This is a genomic window from Microcystis panniformis FACHB-1757 (genome assembly GCF_001264245.1).
In the GTDB taxonomy this organism is placed as follows: domain Bacteria; phylum Cyanobacteriota; class Cyanobacteriia; order Cyanobacteriales; family Microcystaceae; genus Microcystis; species Microcystis panniformis.
The window spans coordinates 82,494-97,817 of sequence record NZ_CP011339.1; the positions used below are offsets into that span (position 1 = coordinate 82,494).

General features: G+C 44.1%; 20 protein-coding genes. 7 read left to right on the top strand and 13 right to left on the bottom strand.

Annotated features, from left to right (window positions below):
- The 3 genes from VL20_RS00480 to VL20_RS00485 all read left to right on the top strand — a co-directional run bounded on the left by VL20_RS00480 (position 1) and on the right by VL20_RS00485 (position 2,337).
- Positions 1–1,005 (top strand): glycosyltransferase, encoded by a 1,005-nt coding sequence (locus tag VL20_RS00480; RefSeq protein ID WP_052275274.1) that lies wholly within the window; start codon positions 1–3, stop codon positions 1,003–1,005.
- 15 nt (positions 1,006–1,020) lie between these two features.
- Positions 1,021–1,173: a hypothetical protein gene (locus tag VL20_RS30910; RefSeq protein WP_158499305.1), complete on the top strand. Its 153-nt coding sequence runs from the start codon at positions 1,021–1,023 to the stop codon at positions 1,171–1,173.
- A gap of 288 nt (positions 1,174–1,461) precedes the next feature.
- Positions 1,462–2,337, top strand: coding sequence for a Tab2/Atab2 family RNA-binding protein (locus VL20_RS00485; RefSeq protein ID WP_052275275.1), 876 nt, complete (start codon positions 1,462–1,464; stop codon positions 2,335–2,337).
- A 44-nt stretch (positions 2,338–2,381) separates the two neighbouring features.
- On the opposite strand, the gene VL20_RS00490 is transcribed toward VL20_RS00485, so the two are convergent.
- From VL20_RS00490 to VL20_RS30915, 3 genes are all read right to left on the bottom strand, one after another.
- Positions 2,382–3,875: a carotenoid oxygenase family protein gene (locus VL20_RS00490; protein ID WP_052275276.1), complete on the bottom strand. Its 1,494-nt coding sequence runs from the start codon at positions 3,873–3,875 to the stop codon at positions 2,382–2,384.
- A 404-nt stretch (positions 3,876–4,279) separates the two neighbouring features.
- The gene (locus VL20_RS00495; protein WP_052275277.1) at positions 4,280–6,451 is read right to left on the bottom strand and encodes a glutamine synthetase III family protein; all 2,172 of its coding nucleotides are present in this window, start codon (positions 6,449–6,451) and stop codon (positions 4,280–4,282) included.
- A gap of 240 nt (positions 6,452–6,691) precedes the next feature.
- Positions 6,692–6,883: a hypothetical protein gene (locus tag VL20_RS30915; protein WP_128575108.1), complete on the bottom strand. Its 192-nt coding sequence runs from the start codon at positions 6,881–6,883 to the stop codon at positions 6,692–6,694.
- On the opposite strand from VL20_RS30915, the gene VL20_RS00500 reads away from it, so the two are divergent.
- Complete coding sequence (locus VL20_RS00500; protein WP_052275278.1) at positions 6,861–7,580, top strand: PEP-CTERM sorting domain-containing protein; 720 nt, start codon at positions 6,861–6,863, stop codon at positions 7,578–7,580. The two genes, VL20_RS30915 and VL20_RS00500, sit on opposite strands and share 23 nt — an antisense overlap.
- Here VL20_RS00500 and VL20_RS30920 read toward each other — a convergent pair.
- Positions 7,577–7,723, bottom strand: coding sequence for a hypothetical protein (locus VL20_RS30920; RefSeq protein ID WP_158499306.1), 147 nt, complete (start codon positions 7,721–7,723; stop codon positions 7,577–7,579). The genes VL20_RS00500 and VL20_RS30920 overlap by 4 nt on opposite strands.
- A gap of 18 nt (positions 7,724–7,741) precedes the next feature.
- Here VL20_RS30920 and VL20_RS00505 point away from each other — a divergent pair, with 18 nt between their 5' ends.
- Together VL20_RS00505 and VL20_RS00510 are read left to right on the top strand one after the other, a co-directional pair.
- Positions 7,742–7,987, top strand: coding sequence for a type II toxin-antitoxin system HicB family antitoxin (locus tag VL20_RS00505; RefSeq protein ID WP_052275279.1), 246 nt, complete (start codon positions 7,742–7,744; stop codon positions 7,985–7,987).
- Positions 7,987–8,208 carry a type II toxin-antitoxin system HicA family toxin gene (locus tag VL20_RS00510; RefSeq protein WP_002732388.1) on the top strand — a complete coding sequence of 74 codons (222 nt, stop codon included), beginning with the start codon at positions 7,987–7,989 and terminating at the stop codon, positions 8,206–8,208. Before VL20_RS00505 ends, VL20_RS00510 begins: the two co-directional genes overlap by 1 nt.
- A 106-nt stretch (positions 8,209–8,314) precedes the next feature.
- Here VL20_RS00510 and VL20_RS00515 read toward each other — a convergent pair whose 3' ends face one another.
- Entirely contained in the window at positions 8,315–8,587 is a 273-nt protein-coding gene (locus VL20_RS00515) for a Txe/YoeB family addiction module toxin (protein WP_002763656.1), read from the bottom strand.
- Entirely contained in the window at positions 8,571–8,870 is a 300-nt protein-coding gene (locus tag VL20_RS00520; RefSeq protein WP_002753456.1) for a type II toxin-antitoxin system Phd/YefM family antitoxin, read from the bottom strand. Before VL20_RS00520 ends, VL20_RS00515 begins: the two co-directional genes overlap by 17 nt.
- 166 nt (positions 8,871–9,036) lie before the next feature.
- Between VL20_RS00520 and VL20_RS30925 the strand changes: the two genes are divergently transcribed.
- On the top strand, positions 9,037–9,210 hold the full coding sequence (locus VL20_RS30925) for a hypothetical protein (protein WP_158499307.1): 174 nt from the start codon (positions 9,037–9,039) through the stop codon (positions 9,208–9,210).
- Between the two features lie 165 nt (positions 9,211–9,375).
- On the opposite strand, the gene VL20_RS00530 is transcribed toward VL20_RS30925, so the two are convergent.
- The 7 genes from VL20_RS00530 to VL20_RS00555 all read right to left on the bottom strand — a co-directional run bounded on the left by VL20_RS00530 (position 9,376) and on the right by VL20_RS00555 (position 15,246).
- Positions 9,376–10,419 (bottom strand): IS630 family transposase, encoded by a 1,044-nt coding sequence (locus tag VL20_RS00530; RefSeq protein ID WP_052275280.1) that lies wholly within the window; start codon positions 10,417–10,419, stop codon positions 9,376–9,378.
- A gap of 35 nt (positions 10,420–10,454) precedes the next feature.
- Positions 10,455–10,937: an ABC transporter permease family protein gene (locus VL20_RS00535; RefSeq protein ID WP_284525952.1), complete on the bottom strand. Its 483-nt coding sequence runs from the start codon at positions 10,935–10,937 to the stop codon at positions 10,455–10,457.
- Positions 10,938–10,943: 6 nt separating this feature from the next.
- The gene (pstC, locus tag VL20_RS00540) at positions 10,944–11,888 is read right to left on the bottom strand and encodes a phosphate ABC transporter permease subunit PstC (RefSeq protein WP_052275281.1); all 945 of its coding nucleotides are present in this window, start codon (positions 11,886–11,888) and stop codon (positions 10,944–10,946) included.
- Positions 11,889–11,908: 20 nt separating this feature from the next.
- Positions 11,909–12,073 carry a hypothetical protein gene (locus tag VL20_RS26740; protein WP_284525953.1) on the bottom strand — a complete coding sequence of 55 codons (165 nt, stop codon included), beginning with the start codon at positions 12,071–12,073 and terminating at the stop codon, positions 11,909–11,911.
- Between the two features lie 312 nt (positions 12,074–12,385).
- Entirely contained in the window at positions 12,386–13,243 is an 858-nt protein-coding gene (locus VL20_RS00545; RefSeq protein WP_052278013.1) for an IS5 family transposase, read from the bottom strand.
- Positions 13,244–13,351: 108 nt separating this feature from the next.
- Positions 13,352–14,128 carry a substrate-binding domain-containing protein gene (locus tag VL20_RS00550; RefSeq protein ID WP_284525954.1) on the bottom strand — a complete coding sequence of 259 codons (777 nt, stop codon included), beginning with the start codon at positions 14,126–14,128 and terminating at the stop codon, positions 13,352–13,354.
- Between the two features lie 20 nt (positions 14,129–14,148).
- Positions 14,149–15,246 (bottom strand): sulfate ABC transporter substrate-binding protein, encoded by a 1,098-nt coding sequence (locus tag VL20_RS00555; protein WP_052275282.1) that lies wholly within the window; start codon positions 15,244–15,246, stop codon positions 14,149–14,151.
- Positions 15,247–15,324 lie beyond the last annotated feature (78 nt).

Consider the following 15,324-nt stretch of genomic DNA (forward strand, 5'->3'; position numbering starts at 1 on the left):
ATGTCCCCGATTACACCGTCCATCAGTGTCAACGAACCCAACCCGCAGGCTGCTATCCAGACTTTATCGGTAGTGGTTCCCATATATAACGAAGTGGACAGTATTCCCCATCTCGTGGAGAGTATCGCCTCGATTTTGCGTTCTTATCAAATTAACTACGAGATTATCTGTGTTGACGACGGTTCTAAGGACGGTTCTACCGAGGTTTTAACTAATTTAGCCAAAAATCGCGATGATCTCAAGGCGGTAATATTGCGACGCAACTACGGACAAACCCCCGCCATGGCTGCCGGATTTAATTATGCCACGGGACAGGTCATCATTACCCTCGACGGCGATTTACAGAACGATCCCAATGATATACCCCTATTATTGGCCAAATTGGAGGAAGGTTATGACCTCGTGAGTGGCTGGCGCAAAAATCGCCAAGATGACAAGGTAAAACGGCTTTTACCCTCAAAAATAGCTAATTGGCTGATTGGCAAGGTAACAGGGGTCAAATTACACGACTACGGTTGTTCTTTGAAAGCCTATCGAGCCGAATTAGTCGCCGATATGAATCTTTACGGGGAATTACATCGCTTTTTACCCGCATTAGCTTTTATTGAAGGGGCAAAAATAACCGAAATTCCCGTTAATCACCACCCTAGAAGGTTCGGACAGAGTAAATATGGTTTAGGTCGCACAATTCGCGTGATTATGGACTTATTTACTGTCTTTTTTATGAAAAAGTTCCTCACCCGTCCGATGCACATTTTTGGATTCTACGGACTGTTATCGATGGTAGTGGGGATTATTTTAGGTACTTATCTGACTATTCTCAAACTCGGTTTCGGACAAGAAATCGGCGATCGACCTTTGTTAATCTTGGCCGTGTTATTCTTTTTAACTGGGGTACAATTACTCTGTTTTGGTCTTTTGGCAGAAATTTTGATGCGAACTTACCATGAATCCCAAAAACGTCCTATCTACCGCGTTCGTACTGTTGTCGGGAATAGGGGATAGGGAGACCACTTCGTTATGAATTATGAAGTGGGGAAGTGGGGAAGTGGGGAGATGGGGGAATTTCAACTAAAACCCCAACACCCCCCGCAACGCGTAGGACTGATTCATTCTCCGAATCTAATTCTTTTTTTGCTACCTTTAATCGCTTATGAGGTAAGCATCGACTAAAAACGTTGCCAGATAAAAATTTGAGAGAATGACATTTGATAGAATGAAACGACCCTACCCGGCTCTTCTGGTTTCTGTGTGGAAACTAGGTCTATACTGATAGAATATCCGCAAAATAGTCCTAAAAGTCTTTCCCAGTAAACATTTCACGATTCCATAAGCAAAAATTATCACACAAAGTCGAGAAGAGCCCCTACCCGCAACGCGCACGCAGTGACCACCCTAAAACCCCAACACCCTAACCCCTCACTGATAACTGATAACTGATAACTGATAACTGAAAAAAATATGACTATTTGGGAACTTGATTTTTATTCGCGGCCGGTGGTGGATGAAAATAATAAAAAAAGATGGGAATTATTAATCTGTGAAACTCCGGCAACAATCGATCGCCCCTCCGATACAATATTTAAATATGCCAGTTATTGTCCTAGTACGATGGTTAATTCCCAATGGTTAGGAGAGGCAATTACTGCAGCTATCAAGGCAGCGGGAGTAACTCCCAAAAAAATTCGTTTTTTCCGTCGTCAGATGAATAACATGATTAGCAAAGCTTGCGAGGATATCGGTATTCCCGCTTCCCCTAGTCGTCGCACTCATGCTTTAACGAGATGGATAGAAGAAAGAATGGTTAATTTCTATCCTCAAGAAGTTGGTTATGATCAAAATTTAACTAAAACTGCTTCCGTGAATTATCCCCCTTTAAATGCTGTTCCCCTTCCCGATGCTGTCCGAGGAGATAAGGCAGATAAATGGGCTTTTGTTACGCTAGAATTGTCTTCTTTTCATGATCTAAAAGATTGGGATATTAGCTTCGGAGAAAATTTGCCTATACTAGGGATGGGATTAGATAAGAATCTAAAAATCCCCGGTTTAGTTATTTTTTCCCCCCGCGCTTTACCCCTAGCTGGTTGGATGTCAGGGTTAGAAATGGCCTATTTAAAGTTAGAAACTGGTTCCCGTCCCGTGCTACGTTTAGAAACGGGTGCTAGTGATAGCTGGATTCTCGTCAATGTCACTAATGCCAAGACTTTAAACGAAGCCAAAAACTTTGAAGAAGCTAAACAAAAAGCCAATAATCTGCATTTTTTAGCCGTTCAATCTAACCCTGAATCGCAATCCTTCGCTGGTTTTTGGCTATTACAAGAAGGCTCTCAAGAGTAAAGTTTAGTCAAGGTGGGTTTTCAATCCACCCCTAGACAATTAACTTAAAAACATTGTCTGGCCCAACTACCGTGTAACCCGTAGGGAATATGATGTTTAAGATGGATAACCCCTAGGGAATTAGTGATATCTTTAGCATCTAAGATTACCACATTCGATCGATGATTGGCCGCATCGTAAGTAACTACCAATAACCAACCATCATCTTCAGCAATTCCATCGGGTTTAGGCACAAAAATTGGTTCACCTGCGAATCCCCGGGGAGCAAAAGAATGTAATTGTTTTTCTCCCGTTAATAAGTCCAGTTTTAAGATTGCTTGCAAAGGAGCATTACCGGTGGCATGATGAGTGGCAGCGATGTATAAGTAACGGTAATCTCGACCAACTTTTGCAGGATTGATGCTGGGAAACTCACAACAATGCTCTAGAATACATTCTCTTGTAACGGTATTTTCTGATAAATTTAGTGTAAATCGCCACAGATGTCCGGGTGCTAAACTATCAAAATCTACCGATTGAAAACTGCTATTTGAATCCAGTTGTGGTAAGGATTGATAACAAATAGAATCAATATAAATTTTCTCCCCCCCTTCGACGTAGCTCGGGGCAAGTTGTTCAAAAGCATTGCTATGGTGGAAGACAAAACCTGATGGAGTTTCTAAAACTTTCACTTCTCTTTTGTTAGGATCCCGGGGGATAATAATAATCTTAGTTAACTTGTCCGGTTGATTGATGACGCATTCTCCCGCACCTTTTAACCCAAAAAGAAAGGGAAAAGGATTATAACCAACCGGGTTTTGGAAAAAGATAGCGTAGTGGGGAGTAATAACAAAATCGTGGATAAAACAAAAGCCCGGTATACTGTGGGTATGACGACGTAATAACTTACCCGTGGGACTAATTTCGTAGAGAGTAATTGAACTAGACAAACCCGTTTTTATAGCAAAATTTACCAGACAAGGTTGATGATTATCGAAAATACAAGCGGGATCGATGCGAGGATGAGCGGCAAAAGCATCGCCTTTTTCTAAGATACCATCGAGATAGTCTAAACCAATAGTATCAAGGGTTTTAGAATCGAGGCGATGGGGTTCGGCCGCTTCCCAAAGTGCCAGTAATTTATCACCCCAGTAGATAACATTAGTATTAGCAATATTTTTCAGACGCAAATCAAAAGCATTGCCGAAAATTCCCCCCGGTTTTTTCGTGCCGAAAACACCGCGATAAAGGGGTTTTCCCGCTTCCTTTTCCTTGAGATAACCCTCAGTTTTCACAAAACGATTACGATAATGTACGCGGCCATGGTTGAAGCTAATCGCGCTGATCATACCATCCCCATCAAAGGGATGAGCGATCGCAGTGCCAGCGATATCGAGTAAACCGGGGCCGTTTTTAAAGACTGTACCCTGTAAATCGGGGGGAATTTGCCCCTCGATGTCTTCTACCTCGTAATCGTACTCGTTAGGTTGGGATTGATAGCCTTTTTGCCAATCCTGACGATTATAGGATTTTTCGCCAATTGTCGGAGTTAATACCATAGTAGTTTTACGTTTGTATTTACTTTTCTTAACATAACTTAAAACTACCAGAGCTAACGAAGGCAGGAGGCAGGAGGGAAGAATCTGACTAGAAGGCGAGGTTTTAGACAAGGGTTGTTGGGTGCATCTCACATTTGCAGAAATACCGACAATCAGCAATTATCAGTGACCCTTAAATTATTACAGATATATCAGCAGCTGCCTGTAAGCATCCCACCGAAAAACTAATGCGCTCTAGGGTTTGGGTAGGGTTGATTCATGAATCAACCCTACTATAGAGTTCTTGCATAATTAATTTTTGAGAGGGCAAAAATGAGATGCACCCAGGGTTGTTTCGATAACAGCTAAAAAGAAGGGGGTGGCCAATCATTTTTCCAGCTATTCACCCCCTCCTTGCCGTCATGTTATTTAACAAACAACATTTCTTGATAGGTAGGCAGCGGCCAGAAATTGTCGGCCACTTCCCCTTCCAGTGTGTCAGCATATTCGCGCACCTTATCCATCAAGGGACGGATCGTTTGAGCGGAATACTGCATATGTTCCTCGATCGAGTCAAAATCGTCTTTAGCCATGGCCTCACTCAGTTTGCTAACGCCATCCATCAGTAATTTAATTAAATTCGAGACGGTTTGGGCCCTTTCCTTATCCATCTCGATGCCGATCGCCGCCGCATTAGCGATCGCCAAAGACAATTCCGACAAGTAGCGAACGGCAGCGGGATAAATAATCGTTTTAGCCATACTCACCACCAGTTTCGCCTCCACCTCGATGGCCAGCAAATACTGTTCCGCATAGACATCAAAACGACTTTCCAGTTCAACGGGGGTAAGCACACCCATGCGGGTAAACAGTTCTTCAATATAATCGGCTTTCAGCACGGGTAAAGCATCGGCGGTGGTGCGGAGATTAGCCAAACCGCGCTCTTCTACCGCCATTTTGTGCCATTCTGGGGAATATCCGTTACCTCCGAAGATCACATTTCTGTGTTTGTCCATGATCTCCTTGAGAACACCCTGGGCGGCAGTATTGAGGTCTTCCCCGGCTTTCATCCGACTTTCTAAGTTATCCGCCACCCAAGTCAGGGAATCGGCTAGAATCGTGTTCATCGCCACCAGCGGCCCAGAAACTGACTGATTAGAACCCACGGCGCGGAATTCAAAGCGATTGCCCGTAAAAGCAAAAGGAGAGGTACGATTGCGATCGCCAGGATCCTTGGGGAATACCGGCAGGGTATCGACACCGAGATCCATCAACCCCGGAGCATCAGAACCCTCAATTCGGCCTTGGCTAATTTGGTCAAATACCTTTTCTAACTGGCTGCCCAAATATACGGAAATAATGGCGGGAGGAGCTTCATTTGCCCCCAAACGGTGATCATTGCTGGCAGTAGCCACCACTGCGCGTAAAAGCGCCCCGTACTTGTGAACACCACGAATTACCGCCCCACAGAATAACAAAAACTGCATATTAGCGTGGGGAGTATCGCCTGGATCTAACAAATTGCCCTGGGTAGCGTTGCCTACCGACCAGTTAACGTGTTTTCCCGAACCATTAATTCCCGCAAAGGGTTTTTCATGCAGTAGGCAAACAAAACCGTGTTTTTTAGCCGTACTTTTCAGCAAAGTCATAATTAACTGCTGATGGTCACTGGCCACGTTAGCAGCCTCGAAAAAGGGGGCAATCTCGAACTGTCCGGGAGCGACTTCATTATGGCGGGTTTTGGCCGGAATGCCGAGGCGATACATTCTTTCCTCCACTTCCTGCATAAACACCTGAACCCGTTCGGGAATCGCACCAAAATAATGATCGTCGAACTGTTGACCCTTAGCGGCGGGTTTACCAAATAGGGTGCGACCGGTGAGCAGTAAATCGGGGCGACTATGGGCAAAATGAGCATCTACGAGGAAATATTCCTGTTCAGCACCGCAGCTGGAGTTAACGGGGGCGACTTCCGTATGTCCTAATAGTTTAAGCACCCTGGTGGCGGCTTTACTCATCGATGAAATCGAACGTAAAAGGGGCGTTTTTTTGTCGAGGGCCTCTCCTGTCCAAGAGATAAAAACCGTGGGGATACAGAGGGTGACACCATTATCCGTCTCCATAACGTAGGCGGGACTGGTGACATCCCAAGCGGTGTAACCCCGCGCTTCAAAGGTGGAGCGAAGTCCGCCGTTAGGAAAGGAGGACCCGTCCGGTTCTCCCTGTACTAAGACTTTGCCGGTAAATTCTGTGATCACTGAACCATCGCTCTGCACGGAGATAAAGCCGTCGTGTTTTTCGGCGGTGGCGTTGGTCATCGGATAGAAGACGTGAGCATAGTACAGCGCCCCTTTGGACGTGGCCCAATCTTTCATCGCTGCCGCTACCGCACTGGCGATGGAAACGTCTAATTTTCCCCCGGTTAAAATCGTGTTTTTGACCGATTTGAATACGTCTTTGGGAAGACTGGCCTGCATTTTGCTCAGGGTAAACACATCGGTTGCCCAGAGGGCCTCTAAACGTTGAGGAATTTTGCTAGGTAGGGGTTTACGATCCGTTACTTGAGAGATAGCTTGAACACGCGTTCCATAACTCATAAGTATTTTTCCTATTGTGTTGTGTCGTGGATAAAGGGTTACTTTACTTAGGCGATGACAAGTTTCCTACTAACTTTGATGTTGAATTCCGGTCAGAGGCTATTCTCCGCTTAATAATTTTGATCCCACGGCACAAGCTTCTCTGCGGTTTTTATCTGCTTGCGCCGGCCTCTTTCCCGATCAATGAGCAACACCAGCCTTAATCTTAAGAACAGATAATCCAGAGCTTTGTATCAAAGATTACAAATATCCCAAACCCGATCTTCCCCAAGCGATCGCACTGAGAAAACGGGTTTCTTTGAGAAACCCGTTTTCTGGAGATAAAACTCTATAGCAATCGATAAAAAAGCGATATTTGACAAAATCGGGGGGGGAGTAAAATGCTGGTGGAATTTGCCCAAAATTGCCCATGAATTTTACAACTAACTTCAAATCTCTCTCTCTGGCTGGTGTTGTCTTCGCTGGCACAGTTAGCGCGATCGCTGGACTGACTATCCTCCCCGTCCAAGCGCTGCCGATCATCTACAATCCGACTCCAACCTTAACGCTTAATGCAGGCTCTGCTACTCCCAACGTTGGAGCCTTAGTCAACACTGCCAACGGCAATGGGTTGACTGGACCTGGAAACGCTTTGCAGCAACAGCACGTCGCAGGTATGGATTTTTCTAATTTCTGGGGAGTACGTTTAGAAATCGGGACGACTCCTGCTGATGTCAATCTTGATTTTGATTTTGGCAGTTCTGTGTTCTTAGATACCTTGGCTTTGTGGAATTACAACGTTTTTAATACCATAGCTACTGATCGCGGAATCAGGGATTTCACACTAATTCTCTCCAATAACGCCAACTTCAGCAGTCCAGTTTATGTATCAGGAACCCTAACACTACCTGAAGGTACGGCAAATAACATACCAGCGACAATCTTTTCCTTTCCAGTAATTCAAGCCCAATATGCCAGGCTAGATGTAGCAAGTAACTGGGGTCCGGGATTTCAGGGATTAGAGCCAAACGTGATTGGACTTTCTGAAGTCCGGTTTGCCCAGACTGTTCCTGTTCCTGAATCAAGTTCTGACTTAGGTTTGCTGGCCCTAGGCTTACTGGGAACGGCAGCGGCATTTAGGCGCCATTAGGGCAGCCATAGAAAACGGGTTTCTTTGAGAAGAAAACGGGTTTCTTTGAGAAACCCGTTTTCTGGTAAGCTGAGAAACAGGGCAAAATTATCGCCAAGTTCAAAACAACTGATCATCAAATCGACAATCTTCGAGACAATCACTGAGCTTTATTCCTGTCAATGATGCTAACAAAATATCTAAAACAAGCAATGGAACTGGCAACTTATGAAGTTCTAGAAGACGGTACTTTTTATGGAGAAATTCCGGGATTTGAGGGAGTATATGCTAATGGGACAACTCTCGAAGCTACTAAGGAACAGTTACAGGAAGTTTTGGAAGGCTGGGTTATTTTAGGACTACGCTTACAGCATCAGTTACCGATTATTGACGGTATCAATCTAACCCCTCAACAAAAAATCGCCTGATGCCACCTTTTGCCCCCATCAAAAGGAAAGAGTTAATTCGCCAGTTGAGAAAGCTGGGATTTTCTGGTCCTTTGGTAGGAGGAAATCATCAATATATGGTGCAGGGAAAATTAAAAATCTGGATTCCTAATCCACACCAAGGAGATATCAGTAAAAGCTTGCTGGCTAAAATTTTACAACAAGCAAATATTAGTAGAGAAGAATGGGAAAAATTACGTTAAACAATTCTGTCTTGGAAAAGTTAAAAACTGTTATCAATTAAGCAAGATGAATGCCATAGAAAACGGGTTTCTTTGAGAAACCCGTTTTCTGGAATACATAAGCTGTTTAAGTATAGTGATATCGTGCTGCTAAAAACTCAATGCGGTCATCTTTGACTCGATAGACTAGACGGTGTTCTGTGGTAATTCGGCGTGACCAAGTATTAGCTTCAAGATACTTTATGGGTTCTGGTTTGCCTATTCCAGTAAAGGGATCGGCGGTGACAGATTCTACGAGATCGAGTAGGCGAAAGGCGATTTTTTTATCTGTTTTGTACCACCATCTTAAATCTTCTCGAAATTGACTGTCAAAGACAATTGCCCTACTCTTGGCGTTCAATTCCTAACTCCTGACAAAGTTCTGTAACTGTCTGTCCCGGTATTGTTTTAACGTCCCTCTCCATTGAACGTTCCAGTGCTGCCAATAACTTTCGAGCATTCGCAGGCGATCGCAAAAGATAAACGGTTTCTAATAAGCCAGTTAATTCCTCTGCGCTTAATAGTGCCATATCTTTATGACCAGGGCGAGTAATAATCGCCATACTATTCTCGCTTTCCAGTCGATCCAGAAGGCTCGCTAAATTTTCTTGAGCTTGAGTGTAGGTAGTTTGGATAGAAAACATAAGGCGAGGGCAACGAGTTGATTTGATTTTAGCTTATTTCATCAACTGAGAAAACGGGTTTCTTTAAAAAACCCGTTTTCTGGAATAAGAGGCGATCGCTAGGGGGTGCTAACTCGCGCTAAACTAGATTAAAATAATTAATTAACTCCCAATTATTTGTTTAACCATGAGTCAAGCTGCTGCTGCAATCAATACTAAACTAATTGATTCCCTTGCTCAAATTATCCTTTCCTTAACTGACGAAGAACAACAGCTTCTCCTACAAAAAATCCAGCATCCAGCCTTATCTGATGTCGATTTTCATCAAGGTTTTCCCTTTGATGTTCAAATTCCTAAGTAGTCGTGCAAAATAAATTTCCTAGTGAAGAAAGGCAAAAGGCAAGAGGCAAGAGGCAAGAGGTGGTTAGATATGTGTAATTAATTTTGCTTAGGTACTTAATACAGAAACGCTCGCCGCCATTGAAGAAGTAGAAAAACATCCTGAGCGTCTTAAGCGTTATATACTTTAGACGTTCATAATCTGAGATTTATTAAACTTCTGAAATCGTAGAGTCAGCAAGGAATCCAGTTCTTTTTTATGTTTCAGATGGGCATCATTCAGACATTCATAAATAGCTGAAGAAAAGTCAGAAAAGTTCTCATAATATTTACCATATAAACATTTCTTTTTGACCAATTTCCACAGCCTTTCAATTAAATTTAGATTAGGTGAATAAGACGGCAGATAGAGCAGCTCTATTGACAAAGAAAGAGCCAATTCTTCAACAATTTTACATTTTTGATAGCGGGCATTATCTAAGACTAGAGTGATGGGAATCATTAGTCCTAAAGCAGCTATTTTTGAGCGGAGTTCACAGACTTGAGTTGCCGTAATATAAGTTTCATATGTTACCAGAATAACTTCATGAGTTATTGCATTTAATGCTCCTAAAACATTGAAGCGTTTACGCCCGCTCGGTGACTTAACAAAAAGTCTCTCAAAACACCAAACAAAACCGAGAAATGCTCCCATGACGAAGTGAGCGGCATCAACAAAAAAAACAGCCCTTTTTCCTTCTTTTGCCTCATTTAGTCTGGGTTCTAGCTTTTTTTCTTTGTAGTCCTCTTGTTCATCTGGGTCAGCTTTAGAAGGAAGAGAACCTACTTTTAAACATTTCATTCCCATTGATTTTAAAAATTTTCTCACTTGGGTAGGACTTCGTTTTATTCCCGTCAATTTTTCTATCCTATATACAGCTTCATTTATTGTGGCTGGTGGATTTTTCTCGAAGTATTTTTTGAGGGTTTCTTTTTGAAACTCTAATTCACTTTTAGGGCGATAGAAGTTGATTTCTTTTAATTTTTCTATTCCGCCTTCTTGATAATCGCGAAGATAGGTTAATAAGGTATTTGGCGAGATTCCTGCTAACTGACAAATTTTTTGGTGCGGTATCTTTTGGCTTTTTAACCAGAGAACTTCCATCTTCAGTTGAACCCGGGGATGGGGATGATGAAATCTTTCATAATACAGTGAGTTCTTTTCTTCTTCCGTGAATTCTAGGTTAATCATGTTTTTAATGAGTGCTTTGCTTCTAATTATGACTCTTAAACTATATTATTGTCCTTGAGTAAAAAATGCAAGTTGTAGCCGTGCAAAGTATAGTTAAAAACCGCTAATCCTAATAAGCCGTAGACGATCGAGGGAACCCCGGCCAGATTGCCGATATTCACCTCGATCAGTGCCGTCCACCAAGTTTTCGGGGCGTATTCCTCTAGATACAAAGCCGACCCGACCCCGATCGGTACCGCCACGAGAAGCACGATAATTCCCAGATAGAAACTACCGATGATCGCCGGACGGATACCGCCCCTTTCCGGGAAACGGGAAGGCGTTTCCGTGAGGAATCCGGGGGTTAAGAGTCGTCCGAGTCCATCGTGGGCGATATTCAACACCAACAGCGCCAGAACGAACAAACCGATCAGTAAACCGAAGAGGAAAAGATACTCGCAGAATTTGCCGATCGCCTCGCGACGTTCGAGATGGTCGATAAATTCAACGGTATCGGATTTGACAGAGGATTTAACCATGGGAAATCAATCGTATTTTTCTTTAAAACGGTGGGATATCCAGTAACTGGCTAGATTCAGCACCAGCGTGATCAGAAAAAGCACCGCGCCGACCGCGTAGAGGGTTTTAAAACTGAGACTGCCCCGGGGCGCATCTCCCCCGGAAATCTCGGCCATAAAAGCGGTCATCGTGGCGATCGACTCGAAGGGATTGAGGGTAAGCCGGGGTTGCGAGCCGGCGGCGATCAACACCGTCATCGTTTCCCCCACCGCCCGGGACATTCCCAGAATAATCGAGGCCATGATCCCGGAGAGGGCGGCGGGGAGAACCACTTTAAAAATCGTTTCCAGCTTGGTAATTCCTAGCGCGTAGGAACCCTCGCGCAGGGAACGAGGAACCGCTCGGATTGCGTCTAAACTAATCGATCCCACCGTGGGAGTGATCATGATCCCCATCATTAACCCGGCACTGAGGGCGTTAAAAATCTCGACGGGGAAAAGATTCCGCAAAGTGGGCGTGACAACGAGTAGGGCGAAGTACCCATACACCACCGTGGGAATCCCGGCGAGAAGTTCCACCGCGGGGCGTAAAATCGCCGCCAGGTTCGGTTTCGCGTATTCGGCGAGGTAGATCGCGGAAGATAGGCCTAAAGGAACCGCGACGGACATAGCGATGGCCGTGGTTAAAAATGTCCCGTTAATTAGCGGCCAGATACCGAAATGAGGGGTGGCGAACAGTGGAGTCCAACGGGTATCGAGAAAGAATTGGGCGAAAGATACCTCTTGAAAAAATCCCCAGGTTTCACTAAAAATAATCGCCACGATGCCGATCGTCGTCGCCACGGAAACGAAGGCGCAAGCGAAGAGAATGACCGCGATTATCTTCTCTTGAATATCGTCGCCGGGGTGCTTGAGGAGTGAATTATCTCCCGCGAAAAAAGAATTATCGAAAGAACTCGGGGTTAAGGTCATGGTTTAACAAAATTCCTTTTTTAGATAAAGTTCGTGATCGGTTCTCCCGGTTTAGCTTTGCCAAATTTCGATCCCGTTTCCCCGCGCTCGAATTTCCGCAGGGTTTTGACGTAGGCCTCATCAGGTAAAGCGACGTAACCCACGCCATCGACCCATTTCCAGGAATTTTCTAAATAGAAGCGCACGAATTTTTCCAGGGATGGATTCGTTTTTAAATTATTCTTGTTGACGTAGATAAACAGGGGACGGGAAAGGGGATTAGAACTCTTGCAAATTAATTATATGTTATAATGATGGGTTAACTAATTTTCCCCAAAAAATTAGTTAACCAGTACATTAGTCCTGAATGAAAACTTGAAGTTTAACTTTTAACTCAAAACTCTTTAGATATGCTTTAATTTGGTTATCAAAACCTCTTTATTTAAGCAGCACAAACTATCTCAATTTTTATAATTGAGAATAAATTCTCCTTGACTTGATTAATCTTTAGGCAACTTTTAAGAAGCTGCTATACCTATCCCTAACTCACAGTTATAAATAGCCGCCAACAAGTTAACTCTTAAACTATATCTTCGACGACGATTCCGATATTTACAGGATAAGATTTTAAAGATTTTGAGTTTCCTATTTATAGGTTCAATGATAATCCTTTCTTTGGCTAAAGCCTTGTTATACTCTTTTTCTAACTCTGTTAATTTTCTATTTTTCGATTTCTTTTTCGGTGTATAACTATTACTATGGTATGCAGCTATTCCCTGATAACCACTGTCTTCTATGCTGGTAGTTAAAGGATGAAAACGAACTCGACTTTTTTTAAATAAACTAAAATCATGACCTCTACCTTTCCCACAAAAGACACAGATAATTTCCTCGGTATTTTGATCAGCTACTAATTGGGATTTTAAAGTATGATAACCTCTTTTACCCCCCAAAAAATCTTTCTGTTTCTTTTTGGGGCGTTCAATGGGAGTTTCCGTTACATCCATTACCGTTACGACCGGTATCTCTGCTTGATTGAGTAAAGCTTTTTTTCCTTTTAAACGGAAGTTTCCCGATTGTAAAAGCATTTTTTCCGTCTTATTTACAATCCGACATATAGTTGATTCTGATAGTTCCCAGCTTGTACCAATGTGAAAATATGTTCTATATTCTCGCCAATATTCTAACGTTACTAAAACTTGTTCTTCTATAGATAGTTTAGGTTTCGGTCCCCTTTTAGATGGTGAATTAGAGTCGGCTTCAACACTTTTTACTGATTCTACCATCTTTCTATATGTTGGTTTATACACACCGAAACGGCGTTTGAATTGTTCATCTGATAAGTTTTGATAATCCATAATTTTGCTAATAAACATAGCAAAATTATAGATGATTTCCTGACCTAAGATCACATTTTATTCTTTTTTCCACTTCAATCTAAGAATTGAGAAAAAAGCAAAACCTTATATTATACCATAAAAAAATTATGCAAGAGGTCTATTATAGATATTGCGGAGAACGTTATCGATGGGAACCGGTTTGACGCATTTTCCTTCATTGTTTTCGATCGCCACCAAGTTCAATCGATCTTGGTTCTGCATATAGAAAGAGATGCCTAAATAGGCAAGCGCGGATGGATTGCCGATCACCCCCTGCACGAGCGCGTTTTGATTGCGGTTCGGGGTGAAATCCGTACGGCTATTTCTCCGTTTTCCCGTAATCGCTTGGGTGAAATAATCGAAGGTTCCCGTATCGGAAGGCGGGGCGAAAAGTAATAATCTCTCGTCGGGAAATTTGGGATTAATCTGTTTCCAACTGGTAATCCTGCCCTCCGCTTTCGTGTTCCACATTTTATCGAGTTCTTTAATCGTTAAACACTTGGCGAATTGATTTTTTTTATTGACGATCACCGCCAATCCGTCGATCGCCATCGGTAATTCCAGAAATTCCACACCGTTTTCCCGACATTTCTCGATCTCTTCTTTCCGGATCACCCGCGATGCCCCGGCAATGTCGAGATTTCCGGCGCAGAACTTACTAAAACCGCCCCCGGTTCCACTGGTGGCGACGCTTACCCGCGCTTCGGGATGGATTCTCTGATATTCTTCGGCAACGGCGAGGGAGAGGGCGAAACCCACCGCACCACCGTCGATCGAGACTGGTGCTTCTTTCTCGGCCGAGTCGGCCGGGCGACCGCAACCGGCGATCAAATTACTGGCCATCAGAAGGGAGATTAGGAAAAAATAATGAGAGAATTTCATAGATTAAAGCGGGAAAAATGTTAGGAAGCCGACTGGTTTTTAATCTGCTCGAAGATGCCGTTATTGGCCAGAAATTCCTTTTCGATCAACGTCCAACCCCCGAGATCTTGGGCGTTGAAAAGGGTCTTGATCGGCGGGAATTGTAATCCTTCATCCTTGGCCACGAAGGGATTGACCGAGCGATAGCCCAATTTGGCGAATTCCTGTTGTGCCGGCTCGGAATAGAGGAAATTCACAAAGGCCTCGGCCACCTCTTGCGTGCCGTGTTTATCGACATTTCTATCCACCACCGCCACGGGATTATCGATCGAGATATTGACCGAAGGGACGAAGTAACTGATGTCGGGTTGATTTCTTGCCGCTAGAATTACCTCGTTTTCGTAGGTGACTAAAACATCCCCCTTTCCCTCTTGGAAAAAGGCATTGCTGGCTTCCCGTGCGTCCCTCGCTAGGGTGGGAATCTTTTCATAGACTTGGCGGACAAAATCCAATGCCTGTGCTGGTTCGCCCCCCGTTTGCGTCACCGAACCCCAGAGGGCTAATAACTGCCAAATAGCGATCCCGGAAGTTTTCGGATCGGCGGATAGAACTGTAACGTCCTCTCTAGCCAGATCCGCCCAGGATTGGATATTTTTCGGATTTCCCGCCCGCGTCACAATCGCCGCAACCGATTGACTCACCACTCCCCTTCTCGGAACCCGATCTTCCCAACCGCGATGGATTAACCCCGCGTCGGCGATGCGCGTCACGTCTAGAGGTAGGGCTAGATGTACCACGTCCGCCTCTTGTTTCCCTGCGATCTCGCGTAGCGAGCGCTTTGCGTTCACGTCATCGGCCTGGGCCAGGGAACCGCCGTAACTGCGCTGGAAAATGACTTTTTGGTTATGCTCTTTCCGCCATTTCTCGACGAATTTCGGGATAATCTGGTCGTGGGCGGCTTTCGTGACCGAGAAGGAAACGAGATTCAGTTTCACCTCCGGTTTTGAGCCGATTCCCCCGCAGGAGGCGAGGGCGAGACTTGCCAACAGTCCCACTAACAGGAAGGAAAGGAAGCTCCTCCCCGATAAGGAACGAAAGGGACGAAACAGCGATCGAATTGGCAACAGTGATACATTCATCGGGATTTTCTCGATAAGGTTGCTCTAAACCAACTAATTTTTATTCTCTCTTCCTGAATTTTGACTCCCGTGGGAGCC